Origin of the sequence: Streptomyces sp. NPDC048191, assembly GCF_040652655.1 — a bacterium.
GTDB lineage: Bacteria > Actinomycetota > Actinomycetes > Streptomycetales > Streptomycetaceae > Streptomyces.
Genome location: NZ_JBEZMO010000012.1, coordinates 94021 through 111913, shown reverse-complemented (window position 1 = coordinate 111913; position 17893 = coordinate 94021). Strand labels below are relative to the sequence as shown.

The window sequence follows — 17893 nt, the reverse complement described above, 5'->3', positions numbered from 1 at the left end:
TTCAGTAGGCAGGGTCGGGACCGGGACGGCGCCCCGGCGGTGCCGGGCTAGTCGGACGGGCCGACCATAATGGGGACCTCACCCACTTCACCGGGAGGTACCGTGACCGGACCGCGTTCCTCGAGCTCCGGGCTCCGTGCGCTGCGGCCCGCGGCCTTCGGCGCCGATCCGGGCGGTGAGCGCCTGGCACGCATCCGCCGCTCCCCCCACTTCAAGGACGGCGTCTTCCAGAATCCGGGCGGTACGGCGCGCACCCGGCCGTCCGGCTCCACGATGGACCTCGCGAAGGTGTTCCTGGACAAGGAGACCCGGCCCCTGCGCGCCCCGAAGGGCACCGTCCCGGTGCATCCCACGACCTTCGCCGACCTGGCCAGGCCGCCCGCCACGGGGCTGCGGCTGACCTGGATGGGCCACTCCAGCGTCCTCGCGGAGATCGACGGCCACCGGGTCCTGTTCGACCCGGTCTGGGGCGAGCGCTGCTCCCCGTTCCCGTTCGCCGGGCCCAAGCGGCTGCACCCCGTGCCGCTGCCGCTGGCCGCGCTCGGAGAGGTCGACGTGGTCGTCATCTCCCACGATCACTACGACCACCTCGACCTGCCCACCATCAGGGCGCTGGCCGGATCCGACACCCTGTTCGCCGTGCCGCTCGGAGTCGGCGCCCACCTGGAGCACTGGGGTGTCTCCCCGGACCGGCTGCGCGAGCTGGACTGGCACGAGTCCACCGAGGTCGGCGGCCTCACCCTCACCGCCACCCCGGCCCGCCACTTCTGCGGCCGCGGCCTGCGCAACACCCAGCACACGCTCTGGGCCTCCTGGGCCGTGGCGGGCGAGGAGCACCGGATCTACCACAGTGGTGACACGGGCTACTTCGAGGGCTTCAAGGACATCGGCGCGGCCCACGGCCCCTTCGACGCCACGATGATCCAGATCGGCGCGTACAGCGAGTTCTGGCCCGACATCCACATGACCCCCGAGGAGGGCCTGCGCGCCCACCTCGACCTGCAGGGCGGCGCCCCGCACGGCGTGCTGCTGCCGATCCACTGGGGCACCTTCAACCTGGCCCCGCACCCGTGGGCCGAGCCGGGCGAGTGGACGAAGGAGGCCGCCGAGGAGGCGGGCCAGGCGGTCGCCCTGCCCCGCCCCGGCGAGCCCTTCGAGCCTGCGGGCAAGCTGCCGGCGGAGGCGTGGTGGCGGGGCGTGGCGGGCGAGGTCCGGCGTACCTGGCGCTCGGTCGGGGCGTTCGTGGCGGAGCCGCCGAAGCGGGGCTGAGCTCAGAAGGAGTCAGGGCCAAGACTGTCACTCTCCGTGATTTTCGGCGGGTGGCGGTGGCGCCGGGCATGCCGGCTTCCCGGGGTCGGCGTGCGGCCCGGCGCTTTGCGCGGAAGGCGTACGGCGGGGCGGTGGACCGATGCGGTCCACCGCCCCGCACTTTTTCTTCTGACCGCTTTTGATCAGGTCGTATCGCTCTTTACGCCCGGATCAGAGGGTGTGCGACCGGGTTATCGGTCTGTCGTACGACGCTTCATACCAGAGCGGGACGCTGCCCGGGGGACTTTGTCAACTGCCCACCGCACATGATGCGCAGGCGACTACTGTGAGTGCCCGTCGTGCCGCGAAGCCGGGTTCGCCGGGTCCGTCGCCGACACCGCGATGACGCATGCCCGCCTCGCGCACCGCGCGAGGAAAGGCCCGAGGGATCAGTACGAGGACGCAGATGTCTCAGCTCCGAGCACCGGCCACCCGAGCCGACCGCCGGGAGGGCGGCCGGCACGGGCGACCGGTCGCCCGACCCGCTCCCGCACTGCCCGAGACGCACATACGGCCCCAGCTCATGCGGCTCGCCGTGCTGCCGCCCCTCGCGGTCGCGCTGAGCGCCACCGCGGCGGTCCTCTTCAGCATCCGCTCCACCGGCGCCCGCACCGGCCCCACGCTCTGGGCCGTACTCGCCGGTGCGGTCGCCGTGACCGTCGCCGGCATCCTCATCGCCGCCGTGGCCGCCGACCGGGCCGCGCGTTCGGTCTCCGACCGCGTCGACGCGCTGCGCCGTGCCGCCGCGCGCGGTGAGGCCGACCTGCACGCGCTGGTCGACGCGCTGCGCCAGGGGGAGACCCCGCCGCAGCGCGCGTCGCGCCGCAGGCCGCCCGAGGACGCCGACGACTTCGAACTGCTCGCCGCCGACCTGGCCCGTGCGCACGACGGCGCCGTCACCGCCGTCGTGCGCGCCGCCCAGCTCTCCAGCCAGGCGGGCAGCGAGCAGAAGCTGGAGGTCTTCGTCAACCTCGCGCGCCGGCTGCAGTCGCTCGTGCACCGGGAGATCTCGATCCTCGACGACCTCGAGAACGAGATCGAGGACCCCGACCTGCTCAAGGGCCTGTTCCACGTGGACCACCTGGCCACCCGCATCCGGCGGCACGCCGAGAACCTCGCCGTCCTCGGCGGCGCGGTCTCCCGGCGCCAGTGGAGCAACCCGGTCAGCATGACCGAGGTACTGCGCTCCGCCATCGCCGAGGTCGAGCAGTACTCGCGGGTCAAGCTGGTGCCGCCGATCGACGGTGAACTGCGCGGCCACGCCGTCGCCGACGTCATCCATCTCCTCGCCGAACTCATCGAGAACGCCTCGGTGTTCTCCGCCCCGCACACCCAGGTGCTGCTGCGCGCCAACCTCGTCACCTCCGGGCTCGCCGTGGAGGTCGAGGACCGCGGGCTCGGCATGCCCGTCGGCGAACAGAACCGGATGAACGCCCTGCTCGCCGACCCCGACCAGGTCAACGTCGCCAGCCTGCTGGCCGACGGCCGCATCGGTCTGTACGTCGTCTCCCAGCTGGCCCGGCGGCACGGCATCCACGTGCGCCTGCAGACCAACATCTACGGCGGTGTGCAGGCCGTACTGGTCGTCCCGCAGGCCTTGTTGGGCACGGCACCCGGCGTGCCCGGCGCGCTCGCCGGGGCGGGCGTACCGCAGCCGCCGCAGCAGCCGCGTCCGCACTCCCAGGGGTCGGTTCAGGGCCGTGGTCCCGCGCCGGGCACGGGCCTCACGGGAGCCCCGGCCCCCTCCGTGCCGGGGCCCGAGACCGTGACGGGGTCCGCGGGCGAGGCCGGCTCCGGTGCCGGGCGGCGTCCGACGACCGCGCGTCGGCGCCATGCCCAGCACGGCAGCGGGCGGCACGGTGACGAGAGCGGAGCCGGGCGGACCGCTGCGGACAACGGGGACGGCGAGCCCACCGGAGGCGCCCCGGCGCCGCTCCCCGTGCGAGGCACCCGGCAGGACCGGCCCAACCCCGCCGAGGCCGTACCCGGCGTCAGCGCCGTGGACCGCGCGGCGGTCGAGGCGCACGCCGGTGTCCTGCCGACGCCTCGCACCGGCACCGAGCGCGGCACCCCGGCCAAGCCCCAACTGCCGCGCCGCCGCGCCCAGGAGCACATCGTCCCCCAGCTCCGCGGCGGCCCCGCGCCCCGCCAGGACGGCGACACCGTCCCGGGCCACGACCCGGGTCTGATGGCCGCCTTCCAGCGCGGCATCGGACTCGCCGAGGCGCAGCAGCACATGGAGAGCCAGGAACCCGCCACCATGGACGCCGGCCACCTGGACGCCGCACACACGGGACCACACCCCATGGAGTCGGCACCCATGGAGTCGGGCTCCATGGAGCCCGTACACAGGGATGCCAGGGACTACCTGTCGGGGCATCACATTCCCTCCGCGGTGCCGGAGTTCTGCGAGCCGGGACGTACGCGCACCGATCCTCCGGGCCCCGCGCATACGAACGCGGACCACATGGGATCGGACCACATGGACCCGACCCCCATACGACAGGGGCGCACCCATGCGCCCGCATCCGACGGTGCCCATGGCGTCGGCCGGCCCGACGGGAGCGCCCCGGCCGGCTGACCGCCCGCACCGTACGACCCCCACCACTGACCACTCACCCCCAACCCCCCCAGCGCTCCCGCAGACACCCCAAGGAGTCGATCCACCATGGCGAGCGATGCGCCGACCGCCCATGCATCCGACCTCGACTGGCTGCTGAGCGGCCTCGTGCAGCGCGTACCGCACACCACCAGCGCGGTGCTCCTCTCCTGCGACGGGCTGGTGAAGTCCGTGCACGGTCTCGACATCGACAGCGCCGACCACATGGCGGCGCTGGCGTCCGGCCTGTACTCCCTCGGCCGCAGCGCGGGAGTGAGGTTCGGCGACGGCGGTGACGTACGCCAGGTCGTCGTCGAACTCGACTCGACCCTGCTGTTCGTCACCACCGCCGGCTCCGGCACCTGTCTCGCCGTACTCGCAGGGCGCGAGGCCGACGCGGCCGTCCTGGGCTACGAGATGGCGATGCTCGTCAAGAGCGTCCGCCCCTACCTGGTGACGGCGCCCCGGCAGCACCCCGTCGACTCCACGGCGACGAGGCCTTGAGCGTGACCGCAGCCGGCGACGGGCCCTGGCTGGACGACGCGGCCGGACGGCTGGTGCGCCCGTTCACGGTCAGCAACGGGCGTACCGAACCCAGCGTCGCCCTCGACCTGATGTCGCAGGTGATGGCCACCGGCGTCACCCCGCTCGGCTACCTCGGACCCGAGCACGCCCAGGCACTCGACCTGTGCCGGGCACCCGTCTCGGTCGCCGAGGCCGCCGCGCACCTGAAACTACCCGCCGTGGTCACCAAGGTGCTGCTCTCGGACCTCGTCGACTGCGGGGCGCTGACCACCAAGCCACCCGTCTTCCACACCACACCCACTGACCGGTCTCTGCTGGAGGCAGTGCTCGATGGACTACGACGACAGCTCTGACCCGTTCCCCACCGCACTCAAGATCCTGGTGGCGGGCGGCTTCGGGGCCGGCAAGACGACCTTCGTGGGCGCGGTCAGCGAGATCGCGCCGCTCAGCACGGAGGAGCTGCTCACCACGGTCAGCGTCGGCACCGACAGTCTCGACGGCGTGGAGAACAAGATGGAGACGACGGTCGCCATGGACTTCGGCCGGATCACCCTCGATCCGGACCATGTGCTGTACCTGTTCGGCACGCCGGGGCAGGAGCGGTTCTGGTTCATGTGGGACGAGCTGTCCGAGGGCGCGCTCGGCGCGGTGATCCTCGCCGACACCCGCCGGCTGCAGGACTGCTTCGCGGCCGTCGACTTCTTCGAGGAACGCGGACTCGGGTTCGTCATCGCCGTCAACGAGTTCGACGGCTCCCACCGTTACGACCCCGAGGAGGTGCGTGCCGCCATCGACCTCGACCCCCGGGTCCCCGTCGTCCGCTGCGACGCCCGGATCTCCAGCTCCGGCGTGCAGACCCTGCTCACCCTCGTACGCCACCTCCTCGCCCACGCCCCGGCGCCCGCGCCGAGCCACGGCGCCCACAGGTGATCCCGTCCTACCGCCCATGGAGCCGCCCCATGACAGACGCCCACAGCGCCGGAGCCCGGCCATGACGTACGAGCCGCCCCGTCCGGTCCGGGGTCTGCTGCTCACCCCCGAGGACAAGGAGGCCCCCGCCCGCGTCCACCGCCTGCGCCTGCTCGGCCTGGTGGACCGTCCCGACCCGGCGCTGGACGCCTTCGCGGACCATCTCGCCCGGTTCACCGGCGCGCCCTACGCCATGGTCAACTTCATCGGCGAGGACCACCAGTTCTTCGCGGGCCTCAGCCTCCCCGCGACCGCGCCGGTCCTGCGGGAGGACGGCAGCGCACCGGAGTTCGGCCGGGTCCTGCCCCGCGACCACGGGTTCTGCCCCCATGTGGTGGTCCGCCGCAAGGCGCTGGTCCTGGAGGACGTGCGCGACTATCCGCGGTTCGCCGGGAACCCGGTCGTGGACGAGTACGGCATCCGCTCCTATCTCGGCGCCCCGCTCATCGACAGCTCCGGCATGGCGCTCGGGACCGTGAGCGCGGCCGACACCGAACCCCGGGCCTGGGGCAGATCCGGCCTGGAGACCATCAAGGCGCTGGCCGCCGACCTCGTCCTGCGCCTCGAACGGAGCGCCGAGGACGGCCTGCCGCTGTGACGGGCGACGGCCCGCCTCCGCTTCCGGCACCTGCGGCGTGAAGGAAAGCTGAGGCGGCGGTTAAGAAAAGCTCGATGGACCCGCGGTCCGCGCATACGGCAGATTGCAGGGTGATTCCACCCCTCTGACCCGGTGCGGGCTGCTCACGTCTGCCCGCGGGCCGGGACCTCACCCACAGGAGCCGCACGCGTGAAGGCGCTGGTCAAGGAGAAGGCGGAGCCGGGACTCTGGCTGACGGACGTCCCGGAGCCCGAGATCGGCCCCGGTGACGTACTGATCAAGGTCATGCGGACCGGCATCTGCGGCACCGACCTGCACATCCGGGCCTGGGACGGCTGGGCGCAGCAGGCGATCCGCACCCCGCTCGTGGTCGGGCACGAGTTCGTCGGCCAGGTCGTCGAGGTCGGCCGGGACGTCACCGACATCCGCATAGGAGACCGGGTCAGCGGCGAGGGACACCTCGTGTGCGGCAAGTGCCGCAACTGCCTTGCCGGACGCCGCCACCTGTGCCGTGCCACCGTCGGCCTCGGCGTCGGCCGCGACGGCGCCTTCGCCGAGTACGTCGCGCTGCCCGCGGGCAACGTGTGGGTGCACCGCGTCCCCGTCGACCTCGACGTGGCCGCGATCTTCGACCCGTTCGGCAACGCCGTGCACACCGCGCTCTCCTTCCCGCTGGTCGGCGAGGACGTCCTGATCACCGGCGCGGGGCCGATCGGCCTGATGGCCGCCGCCGTCGCCCGGCACGCCGGCGCCCGCAACGTGGTCGTCACCGACGTCAGCGAGGAGCGCCTGGAGCTGGCCCGCAAGATCGGCGTGAGCCTCGCCCTGAACGTGGCCGAGTCCTCGATCGCCGAGGGACAGCGGGAGCTGGGCCTGCGCGAGGGCTTCGACATCGGCCTGGAGATGTCCGGCCGGCCCGAGGCCATGCGGGACATGATCGCCAACATGACGCACGGCGGCCGGATCGCCATGCTCGGCCTGCCCGCGCAGGAGTTCCCGGTCGACTGGTCCCGGATCGTCACCTCGATGATCACCATCAAGGGCATCTACGGACGCGAGATGTTCGAGACCTGGTACGCGATGTCGGTGCTGCTGGAGGGCGGCCTGGACCTCGCTCCCGTGATCACCGGCCGGTACGGCTACCGCGACTTCGAGGCCGCGTTCGCGGATGCCGCCAGCGGCAAGGGCGGCAAGGTCATCCTCGACTGGACCGCGTGAACGACGTACACCCCCAGCCGCGCCAGCACTTTCAGGAGCTTCCCATGTTCGACACCGTCCGCGACGACCTGCGCGCCACCCTCGACGAGATCCGCGCCGCCGGACTCCACAAGCCCGAGCGGGTCATCGACACCCCGCAGTCCGCGACCGTCAACGTCAGCGCCGGCGGCCGCCCCGGCGAGGTCCTCAACTTCTGCGCCAACAACTACCTGGGCCTCGCCGACCACCCCGAGGTGATCGCCGCCGCCCACCAGGCCCTGGACCGCTGGGGCTACGGCATGGCCTCCGTCCGCTTCATCTGCGGCACCCAGGAGGTGCACAAGGAGCTCGAGGCGCGCCTTTCGGCCTTCCTCGGCCAGGAGGACACGATCCTGTACTCCTCCTGCTTCGACGCCAACGGCGGTGTCTTCGAGACGCTGCTCGGCGAGGAGGACGCGGTGATCTCCGACGCCCTCAACCACGCCTCCATCATCGACGGCATCCGGCTGTCCAAGGCCCGCCGCTTCCGCTACGCCAACCGGGACCTCGCGGATCTGGAGGCGAAGCTGAAGGAGGCGTCCGACGCGCGGCGCCGCCTGATCGTCACCGACGGCGTCTTCTCCATGGACGGCTACGTCGCCCCGCTGCGTGAGATCTGCGACCTCGCCGACCGCTACGACGCGATGGTCATGGTCGACGACTCGCACGCCGTGGGCTTCGTCGGCCCGACCGGCCGCGGCACCCCCGAGCTGCACGGCGTCATGGACCGCGTCGACATCATCACCGGCACCCTCGGCAAGGCCCTCGGCGGCGCCTCCGGCGGCTACGTCGCCGCCCGCGCCGAGATCGTCGCCCTGCTGCGCCAGCGCTCCCGGCCGTACCTGTTCTCCAACACCCTGGCGCCCGTGATCGCCGCCGCCTCCCTGAAGGTCCTCGACCTGCTGGAGTCCGCCGACGACCTGCGCGTCCGGCTGAACGAGAACACCGCGCTGTTCCGCCGCCGGATGACCGAGGAGGGATTCGACATCCTCCCCGGCGACCACGCCATCGCCCCCGTGATGATCGGAGACGCGTCCGAGGCGGGCCGCATGGCCGAGCTGCTGCTGGAGCGGGGTGTGTACGTGATCGGCTTCTCCTATCCGGTCGTCCCGCAGGCCCAGGCCCGCATCCGCGTCCAGCTGTCCGCCGCCCACTCCACGGACGACGTCAACCGCGCGGTCGACGCGTTCGTCGCGGCGCGCGCCGAGCTGGCGGCCTGACCAGCGGGGACCGCTTGCGATAATTGACGGCATGATCGAGGCACGGCGGCTCCACATCCTCCGTGCGGTGGCCGACCACCGCACGGTCACCGCGGCGGCCGCCGCGCTCTACCTCACCCCCTCGGCCGTCTCCCAGCAGCTCACGGCCCTGGAGCAGGAGACCGGCCACCGGCTGGTCGAGCGCAGCGCCAAGGGCGTACGGCTCACCCCGGCCGGCGAGATCCTGCTCAGCCACACCAACGCGGTCCTCGCCCAGCTGGAGCGGGCCGAGGCCGAGCTGGCCGCGTACGGCTCGGGCGAGGCGGGCACGGTCACCGTGGCCGCCTTCGCCACCGGCATCGCCCAGGTCGTGGCCCCGGCCGTGGCCCGGCTCGCCGGCACGGCGCCCGGCATACGCATCCGCGTCCAGGACGCCGAGGGCGACGCGAGCCTGCCCATGGTGCTGGACCGGCAGGTCGACGTGGCGGTCGCCGTGGAGTACCGGGGCGCCCCGCCCGCCGACGACCCCCGGCTCGCCCATGTCCCGCTCTACGCCGAGCCGTTCGACGCGGTCGTCCCCGTCGGCCACCGGCTCGCCGACGCCGCCGAGGTCCCCCTGGCCGAGCTGGCCAAGGATCCCTGGATCGGCCCCTATCCCGGCAACCCGTGCCACGACGTGGTCGTCCTCGCCTGCGAGAGCGCCGGCTTCCAGCCCCGCCTGGAGCACTCCTCCGACGACTTCCGCGCCGTCGTCGCCCTGGCCTCGGCCGACGCGGGCGTGGCCCTCGTGCCGCGCTCGGCGCTGAACGGCATGGACCTCACCGGCGTCGTCGTACGCCCCGTCGACGGCGTGGCCCCGACCCGCCGCGTCTTCGCCGCCGTACGACGTGGAGCCGAGGGGCACCCGCTGATCCGGCCGGTGCTGGAGGCGCTGGCGAGGGCGGCGCAGGGGGCGTGAGGCTTCCGTAACCCGGCTGTCTCATATTCGGGATAATGTCCCGGATATGAGAAGCCCCGAGGATGCCCTCGACACCCGGATCGGCGCCCGGCTGACCGAACTGCGCACGCAACACGGCTGGTCCCTGGGGGAGTTGGCCGAGCGCAGCGGAGTGAGCCGGTCGACCCTCTCGCGCGCCGAACGCGCGGAGATCAGCCCCACCGCCTCCCTGCTGAACCGCCTCTGCCATGTCTACGGCCGGACCATGTCCCAGCTGCTCAGCGAGGTCGAGGCGGCCCCCGCGCCGCTGGTGCGGGCCGCCGGCCAGCAGATCTGGGAGGACCGGGACTCAGGTTTCGTCCGGCGCTCCGTCTCCCCGCCGCACCCCGGACTCCGCGGCGAACTGGTCGAGGGGCGCCTCGCGCCGGGCGCAGACATCGCCTACGACCGCCCGCCCGTGACCGGCCTGGAACAGCATCTGTGGGTGCTCGACGGCACCCTCGAGGTGACCGACGGCGAACAGGTCCACCACCTGGAGCCCGGAGACTGCCTGCGGATGCGCGTCTTCGGCTCCACCCGGTTCCGCTGCGCCGGCCCCGTCGAGGCGCGGTACGTACTGGCGGTGGTGCGGCCGTGAGGGTGGAACGCTGGACCGCCGCGCAAGTACGCCGGCGGGCGGGGGAGTTGGCGGAACTGCTGGCCGACACCGTGGCCGGCGGTGCGTCGGTCGGCTTCCTCGCCCCGCTCGCCCACGAGGAGGCCGCCGCCTGGTGGCGGGAGCGGGCGCAGGCGGCGCAGGCGGGCCGGCTCGCCGTCTGGGCGGCACTCGACGCCACCGGCCGCCCGGCCGGCACCGTGAGCCTCGCCCACCCCGGCAAGCCCAACAGCCGCCACCGCGCGGAACTCGTGAAGCTGATGGTGCACCGCTCGGCACGCGGTCAGGGGCTCGGCCGCCGTCTGCTCCGCACCGCGGAGGAGGCGGCCGCCGACGCCGGCATCACCCTGCTCCACCTCGACACCGAGACCGGCAGCCCCGCCGAGCACCTCTACCGCTCGGCCGGCTGGACCCGGGCCGGCGTCATCCCCGACTACGCGGCGAGCCCCACCGGCGAGCTGCGGCCCACGACGCTGTATTTCAAGCGGCTCGGAGGGTGACTGTCAGTGCCAGGGGCTACGGTGCGTGGCATGCCGGATGCCGAAGACGTACGCCGTATCGCCCTGTCCCTGCCGGACACCACGGAGAAGGTCGCCTGGAGCATGCCCACGTTCCGGGTGTCCGGGAAGATGTTCGCGACCCTGCCCGAGGACGAGACGTCCATCGCCGTGCGCTGCCCCAAGGAGGAACGCGACGAACTCGTGATGGCCGAGCCGGAGAAGTTCTGGATCGCCGACCACGAGGCCCAGTTCGCCTGGGTGAGAGCGAGACTCGCCGCGCTGGAGGACGAGGGCGAGCTGCGGGACATCCTCGCCGACTCCTGGCGCCAGGCGGCCCCGCCCCGACTCCTCGACGCCCACCCCGAGTTGGGGCTGCCGCCCACAGGGTGAAAATGCCCCGTGCGCGCGAGCCGGACGTGGCATGATCCCGCGCGGCGCGGACGGGGCACGCCACCGCAGGGGGCGGCGCGGAGGGAGCATCCGGGATGAGGGAGACGGACGCGCGGCACGCCGTCGGCGCGCGGGGGGACAGGGCCCAAGTCGGCGGGCGGGCCGTCCGGTCAGTGGACTTCGCCCTGTTCTTCGTGGCGCGAGCCGTCGCCCGGCTCGGCGACACCATGCTCCCCGTGGCGCTCGCCGCCGGCCTGCTGGAGCACGGGTACGGCGCGGGTGCGGTCGGTCTCGCCATGGCCTCGACGGCGGCGGCGTTCGCGGGTCTCGTCGTCTTCGGCGGGGTCATCGCCGACCGGTTCAGCACCCGCAGGCTGATGATCGGTGCCGACCTGGTCCGGCTCGTCACCCAGTCCCTCGCCGCGGGTCTGTTCTTCGCCGGGCACGTGGTGCTGTGGCAGATCTGCGCGATCGGCGTGGTCAACGGCGTGGCGGGAGCGGTGTTCCAGCCGGGCGTGGCCAGTACGGTGCCCCGGCTGGCCGCCGACATCCAGGGCGCGAACGGCGCGATCCGGATCGCCGAGTCCGCCGCCCAGCTCGCCGGTCCGGCCGTCGCCGGTCTCCTGGTCGGCTTCGCCTCGCCCGGCGCGGTGTTCGCCGCGCACGCCGCCACCTACGCCACCAGCGCCCTGTGCCTGCTGCTGCTCCGGCTGCCACCGCTGCCCGAGGGTGCCCGTGCCGCCACCGGCCGCGGGATGCGCGCCTTCCGGGCCGACCTGGTCCAGGGCTGGCGGGAGTTCCGGTCCCGGGGCTGGCTGTGGGGCGTGATCGCGGTCTGGTGCCTGTACATGATCGCCGTGTGGGGTCCGACCGTCCCGCTCGTGGCCACGGAGGTCGTCCAGCACCACGGTCCCCGCGCCTACGGCCTGGTCAACTCCGCCCTCGGCGCGGGCACGGTCGTCGGCGGCCTGCTCGCCCTCCGGCTGCGGCCCCGCCGGATGCTGCGCGCCGGCGCGCTCTCCCTGTTCGCCTTCTGCGGCTTCCCGGCGGCGGTCGGAGCGGGCCTCGGCGTGCCGGCGATGGCGGCCGGAGCGGCCGTGGCCGGCGCCGGGATGTCGTTCTGGGGCGTGATGTGGGCGACCAGCGTGCAGACCCAGGTCCCGCCCGACGTCCTCAACCGCATCCACGCCTACGACGTGGCGGGCTCCCTCGCCATGATGCCGGTGGGCCAGGCCCTCGCGGGCCCGGCGGCCGGCGTGCTCGGCGCCGGTCACGTGCTGCTGATCTCCGCCGCGACGAGCCTGGCCGTGGCCATGGCCCTGCTCGCCGTCCCCGCGATACGGGACCTGGTCCGGGCGGATGCGGGGGCGCTCGAGCACTGACCTCGCCGGCGGGCGGCGGACAGCACGCCTGGTGCGCACGGCGCTCAACCGGCCCGCAGGGCAGGCGCCGTGAACCGCTCGATCCGCTCGCGCAGGCCCGCCGGGTCCAGACCGTGCGCGGCCGTGTGTTCCTCGACGGTCCCGTAACGGCGCAGCTCGCGGCGGCTCACGCCGAGGCCCAGTACCCGGTGCGGCACGTCGGACAGGGTCTCGCTCACCGTCGTCGTGGAGGTGCCCGCGAGGTAGGGCTCGACCAGTACGACATCGGTGCCCGCCGCCTGTGCGGCCCGCCGCAGCCCCGCCGCGTCGAAGGGCCGTACCGTCGTCGCGTACAGCACGGTCACGTCCAGGCCCTCCGTGGCGGCGAGCACCGGGTCCAGCATCGGGCCGACGGCGACGACCACACCGCGGCGGCCCTCGCGGACCGTGACGAGGTGCTCGCCGTCGATCACCCGCCCCTGCCGGTTGGCCTGCACGGACAGCCGTACGTACACCTTGTCGTCGCCCGCGGCGACCGCGTGGTGCAGCAGGGTCTCGGCCTCGTCCGGATGCCCGGGCACGTGCACGGTCCAGCCGTCCAGCGTGTCCAGCAGTGCCACGTCACCCGGGGCCATGTGGGTGTATCCGCCGGCCGGCCAGTCGAAGGAGGCGGCCGCGCTCACCAGCACCGCCCCGGTGTCCTGGTGCCCGAGGTCCAGCTTGACCTGCTCGAACGGCCGCTCCACGAGGAAGCTGGCGAAGGTGTGCACCACGGGCCGCAGCCCGGTCAGCGCCATCCCCGCCGCCGCCCCGACCAGCAACTGCTCGCGGATGCCGACGTTGACGACCCGGTCGGGATGCCGGGCCATGGCCTCGCGGAAGCCGTCCTTGCCGATCTCGGCGAGGACCACCGCGACCCGCGGGTCCTCGTCCAGCAGCCGGGAGACGACGGGGGCGAAACGGTCACGCATGGTGTCCACGACAAGGGACCCCTTCCAGTCGGAGGATGTCATCGGGCGTTCTTCGGCTCGACGCGGGCCACGACCACGTGCGGCCGCCCGGGATGCGGCGCGGTGAACGCGGTGTACAAGGCTTCGTGATCGCGCCCGTCGACGGTCACCGCCGACCAGCCGGCCGCCGCGAACCGGGCGGCGATCCCGCCGGGCACGGTGTGGCTGGCCGAGGAGTTGTCGACCACCACCGTGTGCAGCCGCTCCAGACCGGCGGGCCCGGCGAAGGCGATCGCCTCGTGGTTGCTGCCCTCGTCCAGCTCGGCGTCCCCGATCAGCACCCAGACCGCCGGGTCGTGCAGCCCCCGCGCCCGCAGCCCGAGCGCGCTGCCCACGGCGATCGGCAGCCCGTGCCCCAGCGAGCCGCTGCCGATCTCGGCGCCCGGTACCAGCACCCGGTCCGGGTGGTGCCCGAGGGGTGAGTCGTACGACCCGAAGCCGGGCAGCCAGTCCACCGGCAGGAATCCCTTCGCGGCCAGCACCGCGTAGTACGCCATGGGCCCGTGCCCCTTGCTGAGCAGGAACCGGTCCCGGGCCGGATCCTCCCGTCGCTCGGGCGTCACCCGCAGCACCCGGTCGTAGAACACCCACAGCACATCGAGGGTGGAGGTGGCCGCCGGTCCGTGCTTCTCGTCGCCGGTCATGAGACTCATCAGGCCGGGCAGGTCCTCGTACCCGTGGGTGCGGCTCTCGTCCGCTGTGATCGTCATGCCGGAAAGCGTGCAACCTCAACCAAGCTTGAGGTCAACCGGAAAACGGATGCGCGACCACCGAGCGGAGTGCGGTATTGTTTCCATGCGCGTTTCGACCGGGGAAACCCCAGGTCAAACGGCACCGGGACGTGGCGCAGCTTGGTAGCGCACTTGACTGGGGGTCAAGGGGTCGCAGGTTCAAATCCTGTCGTCCCGACCAGCTTCTTTGCCGGTCGGAGGTCGTCTCCTCAGGGATGAGGGGACGACCTTTGTCGTGTCCGCCGGGCTCCGCCGTTCTTTCCGCCCGCCGTGTCGGGGAGCGTCGGGAGGAGGTCGCCGGCGGCGATCTTGGCCGCCATCGAGGCGAGCTGCCCGCAGGCCCGGGCGATCTCCCGCTGGGTCTGGTCCCGCTCGCTGATGACCGCCGCGAGCAGCAGCGCGGTCAGCGCGGCGGAACCGTTGAAGGCCTGCAGGGTGATCATCTTGGTGAGCAGGTCGTGCCCGGCGAACGGCCCCGACCTCTCGGCACCGGCGATGATCGCGAAGGTCGACACGGCCAGCGCGCAGGGCGCGGCCCCGGCCAGCCGGAAGCGGAAGGCCGCCCAGATCAGGAGCGGGAAGCCGAGGAACAGCAGGGGCATGTGACTGGTCAGGAGGAATCCCAGACCGGCCGTGGCCGCCAGGAGCAGCAGCGCCTCCGCCCACCGGGACGGCCGCGGGTTCGCCGGCCGGTGTGCCGAGCGCAGGACGAGCAGGACCGGTGTGACCACCAGGACGCCCATCGCGTCGCCGGTCCACCACACCGACCACGTCGGCCAGAAGCCGCCGGTGCTCAGCACCCCGGCGAGGAGCAGGGTCCCGCTGCCCGTCGTGGCGCTGACGAGCATCCCGGTGAACCCCCCGAGGAAGATCAGTGCCAACGCGTCGCGCAGACGGTCCAGTTCCGTACGGAAGCCGGTACGGCGCAGCAGCAGGTAGGAGCAGAGCGGCGCGAGGGTGTTCCCCGCCGCGATGGCGAGCACGGCCGGGAGCGAGGGGCCCAGCGAGATGTTGACCAGGAACGCGCCGAGTGCGACACCGGGCCAGACCCGAGGGCTGCGCAGGAGCAGGCTCGCCACCGCGACACCGCTCGGCGGCCACAGCGGGGTGACCTGGCCACGCACCAGCTGCTGCAGCAGGCCCAGTCTGGCCGAGCCGTAGTAGACCGCGGTGATGGCACAGATCTCCAGGACGGCGAGACCACTGCGCCGGAACGATCGATGCCGTGCGACAGTCATCGGGCGACCTCCGCTTCGACATCGCCCCGAACCCATCATCCGCCCGATCTCCCGGATCCTCCACGGCAGGCCGGCAGGCCCGGGGCCCGCGACGAGCGCGGCGGTCCGGGGGTCAGGCCGGCGGGGTGCGCAGGGCGAGGACGGCCATGTCGTCGTGACCGTCGCTGGGGTGGTGATCGGCCAGCGCCTTGACGAAATCCGGCAGGGGCAGGCCGGCGTGGACCCTGGCGAGACGGGCGAGGTCGCTCAGACTCCGGTCGATGGGGTGGGCAGGATGCTCGATCAGCCCGTCGGTGAAGAAGACGACGGTGGCCTCCGGCGGCAGGAGGCGGGAGTGGTCCGGGCGGGGCTGCGTGGTGTCGACACCGAGTGGCAGTCCGGGCTCGGCGAGCAGATACAGCGCGTGGCGCTCCCGCGTGACCAGCAGGGGCGGGACGTGACCCGCGGTGCTCCAGCGCAGGCGCCAACGGCATCCCTCCGGTTCGATGCGGGCCAGGGTTGTCGTCGTGACGCGGTCGTTCGTGACCGTCTCCAGGGTCCGGTCGAGCTGGGCGAGCACCGCGCCGGGCGGTCTGCCCTGGTCGAGGACGAGAGCGCGCAGCATGTTGCGGGTGGCGGCCATGGCGGCCGCGGCCTGCAGATCATGGCCGCCCACATCGCCGATGACGACCGCCACGACGTGGTCGGGCAGGGGGATGGCGTCGTACCAGTCCCCGCCGAGCTGACTGGGCTCGGCGGCGGGCCGGTAGATGGCGGCGGCGGTGAACGGCCGCAGGTCGGGCAGGGTGGGCAGCAGCAGCCGCTGGAACTGCTCGGCTCCGAGGCGGATCCGTTCGAACAGGCGCACGTTCTCGATCGCGATGCCGGCGGCGCTGGCCAGGGCGACCACGACGTTCTCGTCGTGCACGTCGAAGGGCTGCCCGTCCTCCCGCTCGGAGAGGTAGAGGTCGCCGTAGATCTCGCCGCGCACCGTGATGGCGACGCCGAGCAGGGTGCGCATGCGCGGGTGGCCTGCCGGGAATCCGGCGGAGGAGGGATGGCCCTGGATGTCGTCGATCCGCAGGGGGTCGGGGTAGCGGATCAGGTGGCCGAGGACGCCCAGCCCGCGAGGCAGTCCGGCCGCGGCCAGCGCATCGCGTTCCCGCTGGGTCAGACCGGCCGAGATGAACTGGTCGAGGCTCTCCCCGGCCTCGTCGAGGACGCCCAGCGCTCCGTAGCGGGCGCCGACCAGGTCCATGGCGGTCGTCACGATACGGTGCAGCACCGCGGGCAGTTCCACCTCACGGCTGATGGCCACCACCGCGTCCAGCAGGCCCTGCAGCCGGTCCATGGAGGTCAGCAGGGCACGCAACTGGTCGTCGATCCGGCCGAGCTCGGACCGCAGACGCATGTGCAGGTCGGGGAGGTACGGCCGGCCGGGCTGTCTCCCCGCCTTGTGTCCCGCCATCACGGCCTCCTGACACGGCCCCTGTCCGCGCGGGACGACAGCGTGACATGGCCCGTCAGGACCAACCTCCACCACTCGGCAGCGGCACGCCACCCGGACGGCCGCGGTGGCCTTCCGGGCGTGCCGTCGCCCTGCTGCCACACCGCCTTCGAGCGCGGCACGGGCCCCCTGACCGGATGGCGTGACGGCGGCCGGCACCGCATGGCAGAGGGCCTCGCCGCGCGGCGAGGCCCTCTGCCATGCGGCGGGCGGGGTCAGGCGGTGCGGACGTCCTGCCGTGACACGGCGAGGTAGCCGACCAGCCCCAGAATGGCCACCGTCCAGGACAGCGTCACCGGACCGAGGCCCAGGTCCAGGCCGCCGCGCCTGGCCGGCAGGGCCATCCAGTCGGCGAGGGACGCGCCCAGCGGTCGGGTGATGACGTACGCCGACCAGAAGGCGGTCACCGCGCCCAGCAGGCGGGCGCGGTGCGCGACCGCCGGGACGCAGATCGCCACGGCGAACAGGGCGACCGAGCCCAGGTAGCCGAGGCCGATGGTCGCGGTGAGGTCGCCCGCGGCGGTGCCCAGCGCGAACGTGGCGAGGACGGCAGCCCAGTAGAAGAGTTCGCGGCGCCGGGTGCGGATGGAGTGGATGGACAGGGTGCGCTCGGAGGCGTACCAGAGGGCGAAGACGGCGGCCAGGGCGACCAGGAACAGCGGGGTGGACAGCGTGTACGGGACGCCGAGGCCCACGTGGAGCACGTCCGCGGCCATCGTGCCGAACACGCTGACCATGACGATCGCCGTCCAGTAGATCCAGGCCACGTACCGGCGGACGGCGAACTGGAGCACGAGGGACGCCGCGAACGCGAGACCGCCGAGGCCGACCGCCGGGATCGGGCCCAGCAGATGGGCCAGGAAGTCGGAGGCGGTCTCGCCCATGCCGGTGGTGAGGACCTTGATGATCCAGAAGTAGACGGTGACCTCCGGCACCTTGTTCGCGCCCTCGCGTATGCGCGCGCGTGCGTGGCCGACGGGCCGGTGGTCGAGGACGTGCTCTGTGCTCATGGCCCGCACCCTCGCACGCCCAACTGCCTTTTCCCCAGACCCCTTTGCCATTGCTTTGGGGCTTCTGGTGCAGCTGTTGCCACAGGTGACCGCGAGCCTGAACGCAACCTGAACGCGTCACGGAAACCCCTGGTCGGCGGC

The 17893-nt window shown here is 72.9% G+C and carries 18 protein-coding genes and 1 tRNA gene; 14 read left to right on the top strand and 5 right to left on the bottom strand.

Annotated features, from left to right (window positions below):
- Positions 1-102: 102 nt before the first annotated feature.
- From AB0D93_RS20845 to AB0D93_RS20785, 13 genes are all read left to right on the top strand, one after another.
- The gene (locus AB0D93_RS20845) at positions 103-1269 is read left to right on the top strand and encodes an MBL fold metallo-hydrolase (RefSeq protein WP_362121298.1); all 1167 of its coding nucleotides are present in this window, start codon (positions 103-105) and stop codon (positions 1267-1269) included.
- 445 nt (positions 1270-1714) lie between these two features.
- Positions 1715-3889, top strand: coding sequence for an ATP-binding protein (locus tag AB0D93_RS20840; RefSeq protein ID WP_362121296.1), 2175 nt, complete (start codon positions 1715-1717; stop codon positions 3887-3889).
- A gap of 87 nt (positions 3890-3976) precedes the next feature.
- Positions 3977-4411 (top strand): roadblock/LC7 domain-containing protein, encoded by a 435-nt coding sequence (locus AB0D93_RS20835; RefSeq protein WP_362121294.1) that lies wholly within the window; start codon positions 3977-3979, stop codon positions 4409-4411.
- A 2-nt stretch (positions 4412-4413) separates the two neighbouring features.
- Positions 4414-4785 carry a DUF742 domain-containing protein gene (locus tag AB0D93_RS20830; protein ID WP_362121292.1) on the top strand — a complete coding sequence of 124 codons (372 nt, stop codon included), beginning with the start codon at positions 4414-4416 and terminating at the stop codon, positions 4783-4785.
- Positions 4763-5362 carry an ATP/GTP-binding protein gene (locus AB0D93_RS20825; protein ID WP_362121290.1) on the top strand — a complete coding sequence of 200 codons (600 nt, stop codon included), beginning with the start codon at positions 4763-4765 and terminating at the stop codon, positions 5360-5362. Before AB0D93_RS20830 ends, AB0D93_RS20825 begins: the two co-directional genes overlap by 23 nt.
- A 61-nt stretch (positions 5363-5423) precedes the next feature.
- Complete coding sequence (locus AB0D93_RS20820) at positions 5424-5999, top strand: GAF domain-containing protein (RefSeq protein WP_362121288.1); 576 nt, start codon at positions 5424-5426, stop codon at positions 5997-5999.
- 189 nt (positions 6000-6188) lie between these two features.
- Positions 6189-7217 (top strand): L-threonine 3-dehydrogenase, encoded by a 1029-nt coding sequence (gene tdh / locus AB0D93_RS20815; protein WP_362121286.1) that lies wholly within the window; start codon positions 6189-6191, stop codon positions 7215-7217.
- 44 nt (positions 7218-7261) lie between these two features.
- Entirely contained in the window at positions 7262-8455 is a 1194-nt protein-coding gene (locus tag AB0D93_RS20810; protein WP_362121284.1) for a glycine C-acetyltransferase, read from the top strand.
- Between the two features lie 31 nt (positions 8456-8486).
- Positions 8487-9392, top strand: coding sequence for a LysR family transcriptional regulator (locus tag AB0D93_RS20805; protein ID WP_362121282.1), 906 nt, complete (start codon positions 8487-8489; stop codon positions 9390-9392).
- Between the two features lie 46 nt (positions 9393-9438).
- Complete coding sequence (locus tag AB0D93_RS20800) at positions 9439-10008, top strand: XRE family transcriptional regulator (RefSeq protein WP_362121280.1); 570 nt, start codon at positions 9439-9441, stop codon at positions 10006-10008.
- A gap of 2 nt (positions 10009-10010) precedes the next feature.
- Positions 10011-10526, top strand: a complete 516-nt coding sequence (locus tag AB0D93_RS20795; protein ID WP_362121518.1) for a GNAT family N-acetyltransferase — start codon at positions 10011-10013, stop codon at positions 10524-10526.
- Positions 10527-10556: 30 nt separating this feature from the next.
- Complete coding sequence (locus AB0D93_RS20790; protein WP_362121278.1) at positions 10557-10916, top strand: MmcQ/YjbR family DNA-binding protein; 360 nt, start codon at positions 10557-10559, stop codon at positions 10914-10916.
- Positions 10917-11011: 95 nt separating this feature from the next.
- Positions 11012-12298: an MFS transporter gene (locus tag AB0D93_RS20785; protein ID WP_362121276.1), complete on the top strand. Its 1287-nt coding sequence runs from the start codon at positions 11012-11014 to the stop codon at positions 12296-12298.
- A gap of 44 nt (positions 12299-12342) precedes the next feature.
- Here AB0D93_RS20785 and AB0D93_RS20780 read toward each other — a convergent pair whose 3' ends face one another.
- Positions 12343-13257, bottom strand: a complete 915-nt coding sequence (locus tag AB0D93_RS20780) for a transketolase C-terminal domain-containing protein (protein WP_362121275.1) — start codon at positions 13255-13257, stop codon at positions 12343-12345.
- A gap of 29 nt (positions 13258-13286) precedes the next feature.
- Positions 13287-13997, bottom strand: coding sequence for a transketolase (locus AB0D93_RS20775; RefSeq protein WP_362121273.1), 711 nt, complete (start codon positions 13995-13997; stop codon positions 13287-13289).
- Between the two features lie 125 nt (positions 13998-14122).
- Between AB0D93_RS20775 and AB0D93_RS20770 the strand changes: the two genes are divergently transcribed.
- Positions 14123-14199 (top strand) — tRNA-Pro (locus AB0D93_RS20770).
- A 28-nt stretch (positions 14200-14227) separates the two neighbouring features.
- Here AB0D93_RS20770 and AB0D93_RS20765 read toward each other — a convergent pair.
- From AB0D93_RS20765 to AB0D93_RS20755, 3 genes are all read right to left on the bottom strand, one after another.
- A complete protein-coding gene (locus tag AB0D93_RS20765) occupies positions 14228-15256 on the bottom strand; it encodes an MASE1 domain-containing protein (protein WP_362121271.1) in 1029 nt (342 codons plus the stop codon).
- A gap of 112 nt (positions 15257-15368) precedes the next feature.
- Complete coding sequence (locus tag AB0D93_RS20760; protein WP_362121270.1) at positions 15369-16703, bottom strand: GAF domain-containing SpoIIE family protein phosphatase; 1335 nt, start codon at positions 16701-16703, stop codon at positions 15369-15371.
- Positions 16704-16957: 254 nt separating this feature from the next.
- On the bottom strand, positions 16958-17752 hold the full coding sequence (locus AB0D93_RS20755) for a hypothetical protein (RefSeq protein WP_362121268.1): 795 nt from the start codon (positions 17750-17752) through the stop codon (positions 16958-16960).
- Positions 17753-17893 lie beyond the last annotated feature (141 nt).

Bases quoted from the DNA above. Each gene is read 5' to 3' on its own strand.
- AB0D93_RS20775 (WP_362121273.1), bottom strand. From the start codon at position 13,997: ATGACGATCACAGCGGACGAGAGCCGCACCCACGGGTACGAGGACCTG.
- AB0D93_RS20790 (WP_362121278.1), top strand. From the start codon at position 10,557: ATGCCGGATGCCGAAGACGTACGCCGTATCGCCCTGTCCCTGCCGGAC.
- AB0D93_RS20835 (WP_362121294.1), top strand. From the start codon at position 3,977: ATGGCGAGCGATGCGCCGACCGCCCATGCATCCGACCTCGACTGGCTG.
- AB0D93_RS20785 (WP_362121276.1), top strand. From the start codon at position 11,012: ATGAGGGAGACGGACGCGCGGCACGCCGTCGGCGCGCGGGGGGACAGG.
- AB0D93_RS20840 (WP_362121296.1), top strand. From the start codon at position 1,715: ATGTCTCAGCTCCGAGCACCGGCCACCCGAGCCGACCGCCGGGAGGGC.
- AB0D93_RS20820 (WP_362121288.1), top strand. From the start codon at position 5,424: ATGACGTACGAGCCGCCCCGTCCGGTCCGGGGTCTGCTGCTCACCCCC.
- AB0D93_RS20755 (WP_362121268.1), bottom strand. From the start codon at position 17,752: ATGAGCACAGAGCACGTCCTCGACCACCGGCCCGTCGGCCACGCACGC.
- AB0D93_RS20825 (WP_362121290.1), top strand. From the start codon at position 4,763: ATGGACTACGACGACAGCTCTGACCCGTTCCCCACCGCACTCAAGATC.
- AB0D93_RS20800 (WP_362121280.1), top strand. From the start codon at position 9,439: ATGAGAAGCCCCGAGGATGCCCTCGACACCCGGATCGGCGCCCGGCTG.
- AB0D93_RS20765 (WP_362121271.1), bottom strand. From the start codon at position 15,256: ATGACTGTCGCACGGCATCGATCGTTCCGGCGCAGTGGTCTCGCCGTC.
- AB0D93_RS20805 (WP_362121282.1), top strand. From the start codon at position 8,487: ATGATCGAGGCACGGCGGCTCCACATCCTCCGTGCGGTGGCCGACCAC.
- AB0D93_RS20760 (WP_362121270.1), bottom strand. From the start codon at position 16,703: ATGGCGGGACACAAGGCGGGGAGACAGCCCGGCCGGCCGTACCTCCCC.
- AB0D93_RS20810 (WP_362121284.1), top strand. From the start codon at position 7,262: ATGTTCGACACCGTCCGCGACGACCTGCGCGCCACCCTCGACGAGATC.